At 42.7% G+C, this 17295-nt stretch carries 17 protein-coding genes; 4 read left to right on the plus strand and 13 right to left on the minus strand.

All coding sequences use genetic code 11. The features are described from left to right. Positions 1-14 precede the first annotated feature (14 nt). From HGJ98_RS21780 to HGJ98_RS21800, 5 genes are all read right to left on the minus strand, one after another. On the minus strand, positions 15-971 hold the full coding sequence (locus HGJ98_RS21780; protein WP_291353951.1) for a glycosyl hydrolase family 18 protein: 957 nt from the start codon (positions 969-971) through the stop codon (positions 15-17). Positions 972-1066: 95 nt separating this feature from the next. Next, a complete protein-coding gene (locus HGJ98_RS21785; protein ID WP_291353953.1) occupies positions 1067-2119 on the minus strand; it encodes a glycosyltransferase family 4 protein in 1053 nt (350 codons plus the stop codon). 43 nt (positions 2120-2162) lie between these two features. Next, the gene (locus HGJ98_RS21790) at positions 2163-2633 is read right to left on the minus strand and encodes a tRNA (cytidine(34)-2'-O)-methyltransferase (RefSeq protein ID WP_291353955.1); all 471 of its coding nucleotides are present in this window, start codon (positions 2631-2633) and stop codon (positions 2163-2165) included. A 16-nt stretch (positions 2634-2649) separates the two neighbouring features. Next, positions 2650-2865: a zinc ribbon domain-containing protein gene (locus HGJ98_RS21795; RefSeq protein WP_291353957.1), complete on the minus strand. Its 216-nt coding sequence runs from the start codon at positions 2863-2865 to the stop codon at positions 2650-2652. Positions 2866-2982: 117 nt separating this feature from the next. Then, on the minus strand, positions 2983-3192 hold the full coding sequence (locus HGJ98_RS21800; protein WP_291353959.1) for a hypothetical protein: 210 nt from the start codon (positions 3190-3192) through the stop codon (positions 2983-2985). Between the two features lie 216 nt (positions 3193-3408). On the opposite strand from HGJ98_RS21800, the gene HGJ98_RS21805 reads away from it, so the two are divergent. The 3 genes from HGJ98_RS21805 to HGJ98_RS21815 all read left to right on the plus strand — a co-directional run bounded on the left by HGJ98_RS21805 (position 3409) and on the right by HGJ98_RS21815 (position 7085). Then, on the plus strand, positions 3409-5328 hold the full coding sequence (locus tag HGJ98_RS21805; protein WP_291353961.1) for an aconitate hydratase: 1920 nt from the start codon (positions 3409-3411) through the stop codon (positions 5326-5328). Between the two features lie 93 nt (positions 5329-5421). Continuing rightward, positions 5422-5919, plus strand: a complete 498-nt coding sequence (locus tag HGJ98_RS21810; protein WP_291353963.1) for an Lrp/AsnC family transcriptional regulator — start codon at positions 5422-5424, stop codon at positions 5917-5919. Next, positions 5916-7085 (plus strand): aminotransferase class I/II-fold pyridoxal phosphate-dependent enzyme, encoded by a 1170-nt coding sequence (locus HGJ98_RS21815; RefSeq protein ID WP_291353965.1) that lies wholly within the window; start codon positions 5916-5918, stop codon positions 7083-7085. The genes HGJ98_RS21810 and HGJ98_RS21815 overlap by 4 nt, the downstream gene beginning before the upstream one ends. Before the next feature lie 69 nt (positions 7086-7154). On the opposite strand, the gene queG is transcribed toward HGJ98_RS21815, so the two are convergent. The 4 genes from queG to HGJ98_RS21835 form a co-directional block, all read right to left on the minus strand. Beyond that, on the minus strand, positions 7155-8168 hold the full coding sequence (gene queG / locus HGJ98_RS21820; protein ID WP_291353967.1) for a tRNA epoxyqueuosine(34) reductase QueG: 1014 nt from the start codon (positions 8166-8168) through the stop codon (positions 7155-7157). A gap of 121 nt (positions 8169-8289) precedes the next feature. Continuing rightward, positions 8290-8931, minus strand: a complete 642-nt coding sequence (locus HGJ98_RS21825) for a flavin reductase (RefSeq protein WP_291353969.1) — start codon at positions 8929-8931, stop codon at positions 8290-8292. A 271-nt stretch (positions 8932-9202) separates the two neighbouring features. Next, positions 9203-10087: a diacylglycerol kinase family protein gene (locus tag HGJ98_RS21830; RefSeq protein ID WP_291353971.1), complete on the minus strand. Its 885-nt coding sequence runs from the start codon at positions 10085-10087 to the stop codon at positions 9203-9205. 212 nt (positions 10088-10299) lie between these two features. Then, positions 10300-11418 (minus strand): aminopeptidase, encoded by a 1119-nt coding sequence (locus HGJ98_RS21835; protein WP_291353973.1) that lies wholly within the window; start codon positions 11416-11418, stop codon positions 10300-10302. 207 nt (positions 11419-11625) lie between these two features. Here HGJ98_RS21835 and HGJ98_RS21840 point away from each other — a divergent pair, with 207 nt between their 5' ends. Continuing rightward, positions 11626-12528 carry an RluA family pseudouridine synthase gene (locus HGJ98_RS21840; RefSeq protein WP_291353975.1) on the plus strand — a complete coding sequence of 301 codons (903 nt, stop codon included), beginning with the start codon at positions 11626-11628 and terminating at the stop codon, positions 12526-12528. Positions 12529-12530: 2 nt separating this feature from the next. On the opposite strand, the gene HGJ98_RS21845 is transcribed toward HGJ98_RS21840, so the two are convergent. The 4 genes from HGJ98_RS21845 to HGJ98_RS21860 form a co-directional block, all read right to left on the minus strand. Next, positions 12531-12725: a YwbE family protein gene (locus tag HGJ98_RS21845; protein ID WP_291353977.1), complete on the minus strand. Its 195-nt coding sequence runs from the start codon at positions 12723-12725 to the stop codon at positions 12531-12533. A 189-nt stretch (positions 12726-12914) separates the two neighbouring features. Further along, positions 12915-13340, minus strand: a complete 426-nt coding sequence (gene mscL / locus HGJ98_RS21850) for a large-conductance mechanosensitive channel protein MscL (RefSeq protein WP_291353979.1) — start codon at positions 13338-13340, stop codon at positions 12915-12917. Between the two features lie 282 nt (positions 13341-13622). Continuing rightward, positions 13623-14372 carry a type I methionyl aminopeptidase gene (map, locus tag HGJ98_RS21855; RefSeq protein ID WP_291353981.1) on the minus strand — a complete coding sequence of 250 codons (750 nt, stop codon included), beginning with the start codon at positions 14370-14372 and terminating at the stop codon, positions 13623-13625. Between the two features lie 199 nt (positions 14373-14571). Next, entirely contained in the window at positions 14572-17244 is a 2673-nt protein-coding gene (locus HGJ98_RS21860; RefSeq protein ID WP_291353983.1) for a calcium-translocating P-type ATPase, PMCA-type, read from the minus strand. Positions 17245-17295: the final 51 nt, after the last annotated feature.

The raw sequence follows: 17295 nt of genomic DNA on the forward strand, positions 1-17295 counted from the left end.
TACCCTCCTATTTTTTAACGCTGAACGTAGGATTGGAGCACTTCCCAGAAACTAGGATAACTAAGGTTCATTTCCCAAAGAGCAACCCCTTTTATCCCCTTCTGGGTTGCAAGTGCAAGTTTTTCCCTTAAGCTCCTAGGATCTTCGAAATAGACTGTATGACGAACTCCTCTTGTCTCGTAACGAAAATACGTACTACGTTGCCATGCATTCCATTGTAATGGAGCACCATATCGCCGCGCAAGCTCGGTAGCTCGTTGATAGCCAATAACCCTTCCTGTGCCCCCCTCCGGCCAGTCATACCCGTACATTGGGATACCCATATAGATTTTCTCTCGCGGAATTATGCCTATGGTATAGTCCAAAACCTGAGTAATCCAGGGGATTGAAGCCACTGATCCTGGTTCACTTTCCGACCAATGCTCTTCGTACGTCATTAGAATAACCTCATCGACGGCCTGGCCAATTGGACTATAGTCAAAGGCTCCCTTCCAAACGTTCTGAGGATCATCCCAAGTTTTAGCAGGAACATCGATGGAAACAATAAAGTTTGCCTGTCTAAACATCGCAGACCAGGTTTGTATCAGTTGAGTAAAACGAGCCCGATCGGTGGGCGCCGCTTTTTCCAAATCAAGATTGATTCCATCAAAACGATAATCAACTAAGATATCTCGTATGTTCCGCCAAACAAGATTCGCAAAGTCTTGGTCACGGACTAAACGTCCGATCAAAGCAGTGGAAAACTGGCCCTGTCGCGTCAGATTACTGACCACCAAAAAGACCTTAATTCCCATAGCATGAGCTTCGTCAATAAGCCGACGACTTGGACGCCCAAGGATTGATCCATTACTCTGAATTGACACCTCAAAAATTGCTAATTGCTGAATAATCGACCCATGTTCCTTAAGATAAGGATAACCCTTTGCCTGCTCCGTTAATCCATTATAAAAGGCAAATACATTTAATGGCATACTTATACCCCCTTTCCGACCATCATATGCATGGCGAGAAAAAGAAGTGTAAGTATACAACTTAGAGACGTTTATTAAGGAACTTTCGCTGACGTTTACTTGGAATGTCGTCGACCGAATACATCAAGCTTATCCGTTCTACGCATAAGAATTGTAATCAGTATCGCAAAAACTAAAAAGAGAACAACTAAAGCACTCACCCATAACCCCTTAGCTCCCAGTACCGCAGCCATGCCAAAGCAAGCACTGATTCCGTACATCAAAAGCACAGCTTGCCTTTGAGTAAACCCTGCATCTAATAAACGATGGTGCAGATGACCTCGATCAGCCATTGCAATCGACTGCCCGCGAAGCTTCCTGCGGATAATGGCAAAGGTTAAGTCGGTGACTGGCATTCCGAGCACTACGAGTGGGAAAACCAATCCTAAAATGGTAGCAGTTTTGAGGAGACCCATAATGGATATTCCTCCAATGATATACCCCAAAAACATGCTTCCTGAGTCTCCCATGAAAACTCGAGCCGGAGGAAAATTGAAAAACAGGAACCCGAGAAGCGCCCCTGCTAAGGCCAATGTAAGATGGGCTGCCGGTACTTCATTAATCCGATGGGCAGACCAAAACAGCAAAATAGCAACAATAAAACAAATTCCTGCTGCTAAACCATCTAATCCATCCGAAACATTCACTGTATTCACTAACGCGACCACCCAAAAGAGCATCAAAATAATTCCGATTGCACTTAGACCAAGGTGCTCAAAATTAATAAGTCCGTCAATGAAAGGGAGGGAGATAAACTTCATGGAAAAATCAAAAAAGATAAGTACCGACGCAGCGGCAATTTGCCAATAAAGCTTATACAAAGGTCGGATTTCATGGATATCATCCCATATACCAACGGTAACAATAATGGAACTTCCTATAAATAAGCCCCAAATGTTCTCACTCCAAGCTTGTGTCGCCAAAGTAGTTATCCAAAAAGCCGCATACAATCCTAAGCCGCCAAGTCGAGGAATCGGCCGACTATGAATATGCCTTCCACCCGGATAAGCAATCGCCCCCCATTGTTTTGCCAGTCTAATAGAAATAGGCGTAGCGACCACAACAATCACTAAAGCCATAAGAAAGGTCAACCCATACTCATTTATCATGATTGTTCTTCAACCGCCTTTGCATTACCTTACTTGCCCCTTACTATACAAGGTCAGGAAAACCCCATTGACGTAATACTTCGTAAACCACAACAGCAACGGAATTCGATAAATTCAAAGAACGAGCATCCCCAAGCATGGGCAGCCGTAAGGCCGTTTCCGGATAACGTGCCAGGATTTCAGGAGCCAGTCCTTTGGTTTCCTTACCAAATAGAAGGTATCCTCCATACTTATACGAAATATCTGTATATGATCGTCCACCTTTGGTGGTTGCTAAGTAACGGGGGCCCACAGGATTTTTTTCCTCAAATTCAGCAAAATTTTCATAAACAACAATGTCTAGAAGATGCCAGTAATCTAAGCCGGCACGTTTAAGGTGCTTGTCATCAATACTAAAACCTAAAGGTTTTACCAAATGCAGTGTAGCTCCGGTCGCAGCACAAAGCCGGGCAACGTTCCCTGTATTCGGTGGAATTTCCGGCTCTACCAGGACAATATTTAGTCGCTTGTTCAAGTATAAAGTTCCCCCTTTATTGACACCCTGTACAATTTCCACTACATCCCGATGAGCAGCCTCCGGACCCCGCTCCTCCGGAAATTCCTAGGCTTGCGAATCCAGAGATGTGTTTCGTGAGCCCCGTGTGCCCGCATTTGCTGCACATAAGTTGCTCACCTATTTCTCCCATTTTACACAATTCTGTGGTCACACCGCCGCAGTTCGGACATCCGAATTCGTACATAGGCATTATTAATTCCTCCCAGTTATCTTAAGAACTCTAAAAAGACTATCCAGACTATTATAACCCGAAATTATGACAAACCCAACCTAATATTATCGAAACTTGTCACATACTTTGAGGAGTTTAAACCACTTGAATCACTATTAAGATTAAACCCACAAGTATAAGCAAGAGTCCTAAACCACCCAGCCCTTCTCCTAAAACGTCAATGATAAACATTAAAAGTTTTAACCAAGATTTTTCTGCACTATAAACTTCCTTATATCGTCTAAATGCATACCAAACAATTCCTAACCCAACGCAAATAAGGAAGAAACCAACGGCTAGCTTCATAACATCACCTTTATGAGATTTTACTTCTTAATAGCTTACCCCTAATTCGACTAATAGAATCCCTACCAGACGCACTTTTGTGAACCAAAATATATAAACCATGGTTATGCAAAAGAGGGCCCTTGCAATGAGATATTTTGTATACATATAGGAAAACCATAGATGTTTCCTCGTGTTTTTGGTAAAGTTAATACCAAGTTCAAAGGAGGAATTATCATGGGACAAAATTTAACTCAAAAAATACTCTCATCTCACTTAGTTTCCGGAGACCTAGACAACGGAAACGAAATCGCGCTTCGGATTGATCAAACCTTAACCCAAGACGCCACTGGAACCATGGCTTATTTACAGTTTGAGGCCATGAATCTTTCGAGAGTGCAAACCGAATGCTCGGTTAGTTATATAGATCATAATACCCTTCAAACAGGGTTTGAAAATGCCGATGATCACGCATTTCTGCAAAGTACCGCTGCACGATTTGGTGCCTATTTTTCACGACCTGGAAACGGCATTTGTCACCAAGTTCATCTAGAACGCTTCGCCAAGCCCGGGAAAACTCTGCTTGGATCCGATAGTCATACCCCCACAGCGGGTGGAATGGGAATGCTCGCCATGGGTGCTGGGGGACTTGATGTTGCTGTGGCCATGGGTGGCGGAGCTTTCTATCTCCCTAACCCGAAAGTTCTTCGCGTCTGGCTGACTGGACAACTTTCGGAATGGGTTTCTGCAAAAGATATTATCTTAGAAGTTCTCCGTACTCTCACTGTAAAAGGGGGCGTAGGTAAAATCATCGAGTATGCCGGCCCGGGCGTAAAAACTCTCACAGTTCCGGAGCGTTCGACCATCACCAATATGGGTGCCGAATTAGGAGCCTCTTCTTCCATCTTTCCCAGTGACGAACAAACTCTGCGCTTTTTAGAAGCACAAGGAAGAGCCGATGACTATGTTCCTCTTTTTGCTGATGAGGATGCCACTTATGACGAAGAATTAGAAATCGATCTTTCCTCTCTTGTTCCACTTGTTGCTCAGCCCCATAGCCCAGATAATGTCGTTCCAGTAAGTGATCATTCATCAACTCCTGTTCAGCAGGTTGCCATTGGCAGCTGTACTAACTCATCTTATCAAGATCTGATGCGGGTTAGTCAAATCCTGAAAGGAAAACATGTTCACCCAGGTGTCAGCCTAGTCATTTCTCCTGGATCGCGTCAAGTTCTAGGCATGCTTTCTAGTAATGGAGCCTTGACTGATCTCCTTGATAGTGGAGCTCGGTTACTGGAATCAACTTGTGGTCCGTGCATCGGCATGGGGCAATCCCCAGTCTCTAAGGGAGTCTCTGTCCGAACCTTTAACCGAAACTTCTTAGGCCGCAGCGGAACGCAAGATGCTTCTGTCTTTTTGGCAAGCCCTGAAGTGGCTGCAGCCTGCGCTCTGACCGGCTTTGTAACCGATCCTCGAACCTTAGGATTATCATCGAATGTCGAATTCCCAGAGCGGTTTCGGATCGATGACAGCATGATTCTTCCCCCAGGTGATCCGGATACCCCAATTGTACGCGGACCTAATATCCAACCGCTCCCCCTTGCTCCAGCATTGGATGACTCACTTGAGTTGCCAGTCATCTTGAAGCTTGGAAACAATATAACCACCGACGATATTATGCCAGCAGGATCTAAAATCCTCCCTCTCCGGTCCAACATCCCTGCCATCTCTGAATTCACCTTTCACAAAATAGATCCTCAGTTTGCCGCTAAGGCCAAGGCCCACAAACAATCTGTCATAATAGCCGGCCATAATTATGGTCAAGGTTCAAGTCGGGAACATGCTGCCCTTGCTCCTATGTACCTGGGTCTTCGTGTCGTATTAGCCCAAAGTTTTGCCCGCATTCACCGTGCCAATCTGATCAATTTTGGCATACTTCCATTGACCTTTGTCAATGAAAATGACCTAAACCGCATTAATCAGGGGATGATTTTGCACCTTACAAACCTACATCAAGCTATTCAAACCCCTGAGTCCTTCGCCATTACCTTAGAGAACGACTCAGCCCCGATCTTAGTCAGACACGATCTGACCGAACGACAAGCCAAAATCCTTCTTGCTGGAGGCCTCCTAAATTCAACAAGTGCTTCTATTTAATTAAATTCCCGAACACAATATACCCTTTTTTAACTTTCATGAGAAATAAAAGCATGATAAGATATGCTAAACTATTGAAGAGGTGGATTCAAAATGCTCAATGAAGAGGATCGTAGGCTTCTCAAGCTCATCGCTGAAGATTGTCGGCTTACTCCAGAAGAACTTTCCATTCAAACGGGATTGTCGACTGACTATATTACGAAACGAATTATTGATTGGGAAAATGATAAAGTGATCGTCGGCTATCAGCCGATGATCAATTGGGATCGAACTGGTGATGAAAAGGTATCAGCTCTGATTGAAGTTAAAGTCTTACCCCAACGGGGCTATGGCTTTGATAAAATTGCCAAACGTTTGCAGAAATATCCCGAAGTCAAAGCACTTTTTTTGATGTCCGGCGGATATGACTTATCCCTGCTTATCGAAGGCAAAACTATGCAAGATGTCGCTCTTTTTGTTGCTGAGAAATTAGCCTCTCTTGAACATGTTCAGAGTACAGCGACCCACTTTGTGCTGCGCCGCTATAAACAGGACGGTATCGAACTATTAGGCGAAGAAGAAACCATACAACGACTGGTGGTGTCACCATGAACAACTATCTCACCCCCAATGTTGCTACTCTTCCCCCCTCAGGAATCCGCAAATTCTTTGACCTTGTAGCAACCATGAAAGATGTCATTTCCCTAGGAGTAGGAGAGCCCGACTTTGTGACCCCTTGGACAGTAAGGGAAAGTGGTATTTTCTCCTTAGAAGAAGGCCAGACCATGTATACCAGTAATGCTGGTCTCCTCGAGTTACGTGAAGAGCTTTCACACCATTTGAACAAGACCTTTAGTCTCTCTTATGACCCTCATCATGAAATTCTCATTACCGCTGGAGCGAGCGAAGCCGTAGACCTCGTTATGCGAGCAGTCCTCGGGCCAGGAGATGTTGCCCTAGTCCCCGATCCCTCTTACGTTTCCTATGCCCCCTGCGCCATATTGGCAGGAGCAAGCGTTACCTATGTTCCTACCTATGCAAGAGAAGACTTTCGTTTGCGCGTAGAAGACTTAGCACGAGTGTATACTCCCAATGCCAAACTCTTAGTTCTCTCCTATCCGAATAACCCGACTGGGGCAATCATGAATCGGGAGGATCTGCTTCCCATTGCCGATTTCGCTAATGAGCATGATCTACTCGTTCTTGCTGATGATATTTATTCAGATCTGACCTATGATCAAAAACATGTTTCATTTGCCAGTTTACCGGGTATGCGCGACCGCACCTTATTTGTTAATGGATTTTCAAAATCCTACGCTATGACAGGATGGAGAATTGGTTACGTCGCAGGTCATTCGGGCCTGATTCAAGGAATGACTAAAATTCATCAATACACTATGCTCTGTGCTCCCATCATGGGTCAGTTCGCAGCCATAGAGGCATTGCGATCTGCCAGTGAAGCAAAGAACGATATGGTCACCGCCTATGATCGTCGGCGACGCCTTATGGTTCACGGCTTTCGTCAGATGGGACTCGACTGCTTTGAGCCCTTAGGTGCCTTTTATGTTTTCCCGGATATTTCTAAGACGGGGCTGTCATCAGAAGAGTTCGCAGAACAACTATTAAAGGAAGAGAAAGTCGCTGTCGTGCCCGGAACTGCCTTTGGGCCTTCTGGTGAAGGACATATCCGCTGTTCCTATGCTTATTCTATGGAGCAACTCCAAGAAGCCCTTAAACGCATTGCCCATTTTGTGGAACGACGGTTAACCAATTTATAAATTCAAACGAGGCTCTATCAAAGGTCCCATAAAGAATAGGCACAAGGATTCAAAAAACGAACCCTATGCCTATTTGTCATTCTCTTCATTAATATAGGGTAAAATCATCAGCGGTACTAATTTATCCTTTTCGCGATCTACAGACCATAGAGCACTGCCACCACCATGAGCATTACGAATAGCTAAAAAAGCATTTCTCTGCAAAACTCCTTTACCACGCCATCCCGCTGCCGTGGCTTTATAGCGTTGTATAAACTTCCCTTTAGATAGATTCATCGTTTCAAGCAGATCAACTCCACGTCCAGGCAAATTTGGCAACGTATCTTCCTCCAACCATTTTTGATTGTGTGGGCATACTTCTTGGCAAGTATCACAACCAAAAATTCGCAACCCAAGGCGGACTCTCTCTTCAGGAGTGAGCACCTCTTTACTCTGGGTTAGATAAGAGACACATCGTTTGGCCACAAACGGTTCTTGACCAAGGATCTGGGCCGGACACGCTTGAACACACTTCTGGCAGATCCCACATTCCCTGTTGCTTAAAGGATCATCCTGCGGAAGCTCTTGATTCAATAGAAGCAGCGCAAGAGCCACAAAGGATCCGAACCCCGGAATTATCAAGTGTTGATTCTTTCCTATCCAGCCAATGCCCGCACGAGCCGCAAAGGCACGCTCAACCAATGGTCCCGTATCTACTTGCAACCGGGAGGCCCCCGGCCATTCATTGCTAATCATAGTATCAACTAATTGATTAAGCTTCTTAAGAATAACTCTGTGATAGTCCTCCCCCACTGCCGAGCGTGCTATGACACCTTCTCCTTCTTGGGGAGGGTATGTAGACGGGAAAGGATAAGCCAAGGCAACGACTGTCTTGCAATCTTCCCATACAGCTTGTGGATTAATCCGTCGATTGATTTCCTTGCTCTCAAAGGGGGTCGCCATACCTTGATCGATTCGCGTCTGTAACAAGGGCGCAAGACTCTCGATGGGTTCAGCTGTCGTAAACCCTACAGAGACAAAGCCCAGATCCTTTGCCCAGTCTTTGATATTTGTTTTCCACCGTATTTGTTCACTTACATCCATGGGTTTCCTCCCAAACTATAAAAGCTTAAATGATAGACCCCTCACTGCAAGCGAGGGGTCTATCCAATTGAAAACTCTGATATAGGGTTTTTGTGTTGGTAGTTTATCTTAGTTTAGAGGTTTACTTTGACGCTCTAAAATACGCATACGTCATTGGATCCCCTTCTTGAAGGATCTCACCGCCTGTAACATCACCAAGGAATAAGGTATGGGTCCCGCAATCTAATTGTCCACTGACCACTGCTTCCATGGTTACCAGTACATCGTCAAGTAACAGAACTCCTGATTCTCCACGATGAACTGCTAACCCCTCAAACTTATTGACATCACGACCTGATCGGTATCCAAACCCCCGAGCATAGTCATGTCCTGTTTGACTTAAGACCGAAACTCCAAACTTACCACTCTTCTGAATTAGCTCGTGGGTATAGTTCTGTTTATTGATCCCAATAGCAATTCTTGCTGGTTCCGACGTAATTTGAAAACAGGTATTCGCACATTGGCCGTTATCCTTACCTTCAGCATGAGCTGTAATAATGTACAGTCCGTAAGAAATTCGGTAAAGAGCTTGACGAATTGAAGCCGCTTTATCAAGCTGATTGGGTACGGGTTTAGCTGGAACTGGAGCTGGGGCCTTAGCCTCCCCCTCTTCAGTGACTAGTTCAAAGAAACTCGCATCGACACCGCAAATTGGACAGATATCTGGCGGACTATCCCCAGTATGTATGTATCCACAGACCGTACATCTCCAACGTTTATCCATTAACGAACACCTTCCTTTATAGTAGTAATTATAACTTTATAATCTATTCAAGTCAAGGGCTGCTTAGCCTATTCTCAATTATTTTGCTTTATTAGTGAATACCTAATTCGAATATCCCAGAAAGAGAGATTTATATTCTGTTTCCGGGAATTGCAGGTCAATCAAACAGGCTCGCTCTATTAAGAAAACACAAGCCTGCCGAATTTCACCCTGCGCTCTGTCTAAACAATTCCTCCTGTTGAAACGGTGAACCGATCATAATATTTCCTCCCTAACAGAGCACTGAAATCTTGGGTCCAATTTTAATATGCCAAGAGCTTTCTGGACCATATTCTCCATCAAGATCTGATTTTACGGGGCGATCAGTGTGTATAGTTAATTCAGTGGTTTGAAATTCTTTAATTTTCCTAGTACCTACTACTTTTTCTCCGCGTAATGCGTTTAAAAGAAGTCGTATTGTCTCTGGCCAGCCAGCAGCGGGCACAATGATTACCTCCAGCTTCCCGTCCGTGAGAGATGCCATTGGCACAAGCTGTCTCAACCCCCCCACCGAGTGGCCGTTTACTGCTAGAAGCAAAACAACCTCCTCCATAAAACGTTGTCCGTCTTTCTCAAACTCTATACGAAAGGGTCGAAAGGAAGGAAGTGTTTCAATTCCTTTGAGAATATAGGCCAATTGTCCAAGTGTATTTTTGACACGGGTATCCACTTTTTGAGAAACATCGGTTAGAAGTCCAGCACTAGCTACATTAACAAAGTATCGATCATTTATCTGACCTGTGTCCATTCTAAACACATGTTCTTTGGCAATAACCTTACACGCTTCGGGAATACTTTTCGGTAAACCCAGCGCGTAGGCTAAATCATTCGCAGTTCCTACAGGTAGAATACCAAGTGCAGGCCGCTGATCCTCGGGTATCTTAAGTAACCCGTTAACCGCCTGATGAATACTGCCATCTCCCCCAGCAATAACGAAACGATCTACATCCCTGCTTTGGGACGCAATCTGTTCCATATCCTGAGTAGAACTAGCACGATGTATACAAACCTCATTTCCGCTTTCCTGAAAAATTCGAATGACAGTATCCAGTTGAGCGGTAAGTTTGCGCCGACCCGCGTAGGGATTATAGACCAAACGTAAGCGTTGACCCTTCATGACCTTTGTAATCGACTCCTTATCCAGATTTAAGTTGGGCTTTGTCTAACTCAGTTCCTCTTTACTTGATACTAAGGTAGTTAAGCATCCCAAATACTGTGTCATCCTGAGCGCAGCGAAGGATCTAGATCCTTCAGTCGTCCCTCCTTCAGGATGACACATGACATAGTGCTTGAGTTGCTTACATAGAGATCTGAGCAATGCAAATTCTATTAAGATGTTAAATTCTCAGGGTTTAAATCTTCAAGTTCTGGCAAAACAAAGCGCCCATCTTTACGAACTAATTTTTCATCGAAGTAAATCTCTCCGCCCCCATAATCCGGGCGTTGAATACACACCAAATCCCAGTGAATAGCTGATTTATTTCCATTACTACACTCATCATAACAGGAACCTGGGGTAAAGTGGAAACTCCCATCAATCTTTTCATCAAATAAAGTGTCTTTCATAGGAGTACTAATGAACGGATTGACCCCGATGGCAAACTCTCCAACATAACGTGCTCCCTCATCTGTATTAAAAACCGAGTCTATGCGTTCTGTGTCATTAGCTGTTGCCTTAATAATCTTTCCATTTTCGAAGTTTAACACAATATTATCATAAGTAAATCCTTGGTAGAGTGAAGGTGCATTATAACTAATCTGTCCCTGAACCGATTCTTTGAGGGGAGCGCTAAATATCTCTCCATCAGGAATGTTTAGATGCCCATCACACTTTATAGCAGGCATTCCCTTGATTGAGAACTCTAGATCTGTTCCAGGACCAACGATATGTACTCGATCTGTTTTTTCCATTAGCTCTTTCAACGGATCCATGGCCTTCGACATTTTTGAATAATCCAAATTACATACTTTAAAGTAGAAGTCCTCAAACCCTTCAATACTTGAGTTAGCTAACTGAGCCATAGAGGCATTGGGATATCTTAAAACACACCAACGTGTATGGGGAACTCGTTGCTCGGAGTGAACTGCCTTCTGATAATACGATGCGTAGGTTTTCATGCATTCGCTTGGAATGTCTGCCCATTCATTGACATTTTCTCCTCCTCGAATCCCTATATAAGCCTGCATTTCTTTCATACGAGCAAGATCCCAACGAGTCATCGCTTGAGCTTGTTCCACAGAGATTTCTTTTAATAATTCACGTAGTAGGGTATGATTTATTGTAGACAAAAATGGAACTCCACCTGCTTGGTAGGCAGAACGAACTAATGCCTGGGCGAGGGGAATATCCGGTCCTATGACTTCGATGAGGATCTTTTCACCAGGTTTAAGGGCAATCGAATAGTTGATCAAGGAATCAGCAAGTTTTTCTATACGAGGATCTTTCACTTTGGAGCCTCCTTACAAACTCATTTATTTGTATCCACTTTGGCTCATCCTTCTTCAAATGAGGCTCAAAGTTCCACATTACTTAAAGTTATAGCATTATTCCCTAGCTCCACATAATTTCCCTTTTTTAGTTTGATTATGTTAAAGTATGTTCACTCAACTATTTTTTATGAATTTGAAGGATCTTTAGCATCTCTAGGAGGACTTATGAACACACCACCTACCTTGTGGGAATACCGTCTTCGACCCGAAGACTCTGGTCAAAAATATCTAGCTATTTTAACTCACAAATTTCATTTTTCCGCAAAGTTATTACAACGATTAAAACAAGGTGAACGGGTTTGGGTTAACGGAAAATTCACCTATTTAACTGCAAGAGGGAAAGAAGGAGACAGGTTATCTGTTCAGCTCTTTTCTAACGAAGAAGCTAACATCCAAGGAGAAGACCTCCCCCTTGATATTCTCTACGAAGATGAATACCTCTTAGCGGTCAATAAACCAGTAGGACAAGTAGTTCATCCAAACCGCCGTTATCCTGCCAACACTCTTGGGAATGCAGTCATTGGACACTGGGAGCGCCGGGGAGAAAATCGCCTCTTTCGTCCAATTCACAGAATAGACCGGAATACCTCGGGTGTGGTAGTTATCGCTAAAAATCAATTCGCTCATCAGCAACTGGCTTGGCAACTAGAGCGCGGGCATATCCATAAACGATACCTTGGCTTTGTTGCGGGAGTTGTGCTTGAAAATGAAGGAGTCATCGACGATCCCATCGGATTTGCTCCAAACAGCTTTATCAAACGTCAGATTCAAGCCGACGGTATGTCCGCTCGAACTCTTTTCCGTGTCCTTCACCGCTATCCAGAGGTTACGTTTCTTGAGTTCACCCTAGAAACTGGACGCACCCATCAAATCCGCGTCCATTGTGAAGGATTTGGTCATCCTTTAATTGGGGATGACCTTTATGGTGGCAGTCGGGTCCTTCTTGATCGTCATGCTTTACATTCTTCAATGTATGCTTTTCTACATCCTTCGACTGGGCTCCCTATAGTGATTCGAGCTCCCTTTCCTGAGGATCTTCGCAGTCTAGTAATACGTTTAAAGAAATAACTCTATTCAATAATATCTTGAACCCTGCCAATTCTTCCATCGACAAGCCTGACTTTTATTCCTCTTGTATGAGTTTGGGATTTTGTCAAAATATCTTTGACCACTCCTCGTGTCAATTTTCCTGTTCTTTGATCTGCCTTTAAAATGATATCAACAGTTGCCCCCGTATGAATATCATTTCGTGCCTGTCCCTTCATAGCTGACTCCTTTACACTGTTGATAAATAGATCGTCGATTAAACATCGGCATTCTGATTCATACTTACCATATTTTATGTAATCTCTTAATTATATACTAAAATCTCTAGATACCCTAGAAAATATTATGCAAAAGGCCTCCACCTTAAAACAAGACCAACGGTGGAGGCTAAGTTTATGGTCGATTTGTTATGGTTGTTTCTTTAAAAGGTCCCTAATCTCTGTAAGAAGTTGAACTTCTACGCTTGGAGTTGGTGGAACAGCAGCTTCTTCCTTTTTCTTTTTCCTATTTAGCGAATTCATTATCCTAACGAGTGCGAAAATTGCAGCAGCAATAATCAAAAAATCAAAGGTTGTCTGAATAAAGTTGCCAATATTCAAGGTGATAGCCTCTTGAACAACTTTTCCTGATCCATCGACAACGGCATCCTTTAGCCCCAATCTTATATCTGTAAATCTGATTCCACCGAGAATAAGCCCAATGGGAGGCATTATGATATCTGCAACAAAAGAGGATACAATCTTCCCAAAAGCACCTCCGATAATGATTCCTACCGCTAGATCCACTACATTACCTCTAGTAGCGAACTCTTTAAATTCCTTCACAAAGCTCATCAAAAAATACTCCTTTAAAACTAATTCACCAAGTTTTTTGTCACTCATCCTTGTAAACGTTCACAGATCCTCAAGCTCGCTACGTGTTTATATTTACTTAATGTCTTAACTTCAAATCGTTGACTTGTTTTAAGAAATTCGGGAAATATAACTATAGTATTAAACAAAGGAGGATGAAACATGGGCTTTTTAACAAAAATGCTTTGGCAGCTTTCTAAAATGAGGAATTGGCTTATGCTGCGGTTTATCATTATTCGCAAACGTTGGAAAGTGTAATCACTTTTAATCCTGTTCAGTTAAAACTAGAGGTTGATGCTTAGTAATAGCTATAGTATGTTCATATTGAGCGGAAAGGCTGCCATCTGTCGTTCTTGCCGTCCATTTATTTGGGTCTATTTTAAGATGATATGAGCCGATATTAATCATTGGTTCAATAGTAAATACCATGCCCTCTCGAAGTCTCTCTCCTCTATGAGGACGCCCAAAGTGAGGAACCTGTAAGTCTTCATGCATAGACTGCCCAATCCCATGACCCATAAAATCTCGTACAACAGAGTAACCATGGGATTCAGCGTGACTTTGTATTGCATGGGAAATGTCTCCGATTCTATTACCGATAATCGAGGCTTCTATGCCAAGGTAAAGACACTCTTTCGTAACCTTAAGCAGCTTTTCCGCTTCCTTTGATATTTGACCCACCGGATAAGTCCAGGCGGAATCAGCTAGCCACCCATTGAGATTAACAACCATATCAATACCTACAATATCGCCGTCCTTCAGAGGTTCTTTTGTCGGAAAACCATGACATATCTCATCGTTTACTGAAGCACAAGTTGCAAATCGATATCCTCTGTATCCTTTTTGCTCGGAGGTGGCTCCATGGGATCGAATAAAATCCTCAGCGAATTTATCGATTTCCAAGGTTGTTATCCCCGGACGGATTATCAAACGAATTTCTCGATGGCAAGCGGTGAGGATTTTTCCGGCTTCCGCCATAAGTTCAATTTCTCTTTCAGTTTTGATAATAACCAACTGCAGAATTCCCCCTCATTTAATCTAATTTGCTTTTAAAAAAAGCAGTTTAAATGTATTATCATCTATCCAAATACTTATTATAATACTTTTTTTGTGAAAGTGCTTAAGTATATTTTTCTTGAATCAACTCACTTAATACGTAACACAAAAACAAAGTCCACAAATCCCATTACTGGGTTGTGGACTTTGTTAAAGCTTAAGCTGTTTTAGTACCTTTAAAGACTCTCATTATTAGCTTTAGCGTTTCACTAAAAATTACAATACTAAACGTAAATCCAATGATCTTAACCCACAAAGCCGCTTCGAGGGGAACTGTTTTAAACACATTTCCACCAAACTGGGTGACTAAAACTTGAACGAGGAAGGTAATAAACACTACCCCAATCATAGTCTTATTTTTTAGGAGATTAGGGAATATGCTTCGTACTCCAAACTCTCGGCTGTTAAATGCATTCCATAACTGGAACAATACAAACGCGGTGAACACAATTGTCGATTGTTGTGCCGTGGTACCACCAAGCAGTTGTGTTTCCATGAGCATCAGTAAGGCAGTTACCTGGAATAAACCGTTAGAAACCATTTTGAAAAACATATCTTTTGTAACGATAGACGCATTTCTTTTGATAGGCTCTTTTTGTAGTAAATGATCTCTCGGTGGTTCTAACCCTAAGGTTAAAGCCGGAGGTCCATCCATGATAATATTTACCCATAACAACTGTAAGGTTGTAAAGGGCATTCCAAATCCCAAAACTTCAGCTAATATTACAGTGACAAAAGCGACAACATTTACCGTAAGTTGGAACTGAATGAATCGTTGGAAGTTCTCATAAATGCCTCGGCCCCACTTAATAGCTTTGACAATTGTGGAGAAAGAGTCATCTAGCAAAACGATCTCCGCAGCTTCCTTAGAAACTTCTGTTCCTGCAATTCCCATGGCAACTCCGACATCAGCGGCTTTTAAAGCGGGAGCGTCATTAATCCCATCCCCTGTTACAACCACTGATGCATTAAGCTCTTGTAAAAGCTTAACAACTCTCATTTTAGCTGTGGGATTTGAGCGGGCAATTACCACAATGTTCGGGAGCTTACTCTTCAATTCCTCATCACTCATCGCGTCAATGTCTGTGACTTCTAACACAAGTGAGTCGTTCTTAACAATTCCTAATTGAGAAGCAATAGCTCTCGCGGTGTTAATGTTATCTCCTGTCAAAATCTTAACGGTAATGCCCGCCTGTCGACAATGATTGATGGCTTCTTTAACATCTGAACGCAGTGGATCTTCAATACCTACAAATCCCGTGAATACAAGATCTTTCTCTACGTTATAAATATCTTCCCACTGAGGTTCCTCGCTAAAATCATTAAAAGCAAACCCTAGAACTCTTCTTGCATTATCTTGAAGCTTTTTAATCTTTGCTTCAATCTCATTGATATGCTCTTGAGTCAATGGAACAATCGCCCCATTATATAGGATCCTGTTACAAATACTTAGTACCTTTTCAGGTGAACCCTTCGTATATAATCGGTATCCCTTATCCATTTGATAAGCTGTGGACATCATTTTTCTAGCAGACGTAAAATTGATCTCGCTAACAGGTTCACTATGCTCCTTACGATAATGGAGATAGTTTATATTATTCTTGTCTGCACAGACAAGCAACGAACACTCCGTGGGATTTCCTAGGAATTCATACTTTCCATCTTTTTTCGAAATATCCGCTGTAGAGTTTAGACAAAAGTTTTCAAGCATTTCATTGCTGCGTAGTTGATCAACCAAAAGATCTTTACCGTCTGCCCAAACTTCAACTACCGTCATCTTGTTTTCTGTCAAGGTTCCTGTCTTATCTGAGCAGATGACATTAACGGAGCCAATGGTTTCGCAAGCAATAAGTTTTCGAACAAGGGCATTATTCTTAGCCATTTTCTGCATATTGAAGGCCAAGGTTATAGCTACCATAGTTGGTAAACCTTCAGGCACTGCAGCAACAATCAAAGCCACGGACGTAACAAAGGCATCTTTGATTCCCGGAAGAGCAGCTCCGATGTTATCGAATACAAGGATTCCCTGGCTGTACATTTTAAAGACTTCAAAAAGGAAGATTCCTGCAGCCACAACAGATCCGATGATGGATATCTTCTTTCCAAGGTCTGCCAACTTTTGTTGAAGTGGTGTTTGAGAGGTTAATTCTCCCTTTAATTCATCGGCAATTTTTCCCATTTCAGTCTTATCACCAATAGAGGTGACAATGGCAATTGCTCTGCCCTCAATCACCATGGTACCCGAGTATAGCATATTCTTTCGCTCTGCAAGTGGACAATTTTCTATTTCTATTAGTAAAGAATTCTTAGAAGCCGCTTCCGCTTCACCCGTTAGCATAGATTCGTCAATTCCGAGATTTGAGGAATGGATAATCCGTGCGTCCGCAGGAACTTTATCCCCCGTTTCTAAATGAACAATATCCCCAATCGTAAGTTCGCTTTGCGTGAGCAACACGATTTTCCCATCTCGTACTACCTTGACATTCACATCTTCGCTAAGCTTCGATAGTGCCTCAAAGGCTTTATCAGATTTACCTTCTTGAATAATTGAGATTGAGGTTGCAATAAGGACGGCAACAAATATTCCTATGCCATCCGCAATATGTCCCATTGCAACGGAAATTAACCCGGAAATCAAAAGAATTAAAATAAGAGGTTCTTTTAAGCTTTCATATATTTTTATAAAAATACTTTCTTTTTCTTTTGGGGTAAATAAATTTTTCCCATAGCGTTGGATTCTTTTCTCAGCTTCAGCTGCAGATAATCCCATCTCTTCATTACTTTCTAGCTCCGAGATGACTTCTCCGACTTCTTTTTGGAAAAAGTCCACAACATAATCCTCCTTATTACTTATTTACTAACCGATTGACCATAGTGCATA

The organism is Desulfosporosinus sp. (genome assembly GCF_014237355.1).
Lineage (GTDB): Bacteria > Bacillota > Desulfitobacteriia > Desulfitobacteriales > Desulfitobacteriaceae > Desulfosporosinus.

Excerpts from the sequence above, each read along its gene's own strand:
- HGJ98_RS21780 (WP_291353951.1), bottom strand. The coding sequence starts at position 971 with ATGCCATTAAATGTATTTGCCTTTTATAATGGATTAACGGAGCAGGCA.
- HGJ98_RS21785 (WP_291353953.1), bottom strand. The coding sequence starts at position 2,119 with ATGATAAATGAGTATGGGTTGACCTTTCTTATGGCTTTAGTGATTGTT.
- HGJ98_RS21795 (WP_291353957.1), bottom strand. The coding sequence starts at position 2,865 with ATGCCTATGTACGAATTCGGATGTCCGAACTGCGGCGGTGTGACCACA.
- HGJ98_RS21800 (WP_291353959.1), bottom strand. The coding sequence starts at position 3,192 with ATGAAGCTAGCCGTTGGTTTCTTCCTTATTTGCGTTGGGTTAGGAATT.
- HGJ98_RS21805 (WP_291353961.1), top strand. The coding sequence starts at position 3,409 with ATGGGACAAAATTTAACTCAAAAAATACTCTCATCTCACTTAGTTTCC.
- HGJ98_RS21810 (WP_291353963.1), top strand. The coding sequence starts at position 5,422 with ATGCTCAATGAAGAGGATCGTAGGCTTCTCAAGCTCATCGCTGAAGAT.
- HGJ98_RS21815 (WP_291353965.1), top strand. The coding sequence starts at position 5,916 with ATGAACAACTATCTCACCCCCAATGTTGCTACTCTTCCCCCCTCAGGA.
- queG (WP_291353967.1), bottom strand. The coding sequence starts at position 8,168 with ATGGATGTAAGTGAACAAATACGGTGGAAAACAAATATCAAAGACTGG.
- HGJ98_RS21825 (WP_291353969.1), bottom strand. The coding sequence starts at position 8,931 with ATGGATAAACGTTGGAGATGTACGGTCTGTGGATACATACATACTGGG.
- HGJ98_RS21830 (WP_291353971.1), bottom strand. The coding sequence starts at position 10,087 with ATGAAGGGTCAACGCTTACGTTTGGTCTATAATCCCTACGCGGGTCGG.
- HGJ98_RS21840 (WP_291353975.1), top strand. The coding sequence starts at position 11,626 with ATGAACACACCACCTACCTTGTGGGAATACCGTCTTCGACCCGAAGAC.
- HGJ98_RS21845 (WP_291353977.1), bottom strand. The coding sequence starts at position 12,725 with ATGAAGGGACAGGCACGAAATGATATTCATACGGGGGCAACTGTTGAT.
- mscL (WP_291353979.1), bottom strand. The coding sequence starts at position 13,340 with ATGAGCTTTGTGAAGGAATTTAAAGAGTTCGCTACTAGAGGTAATGTA.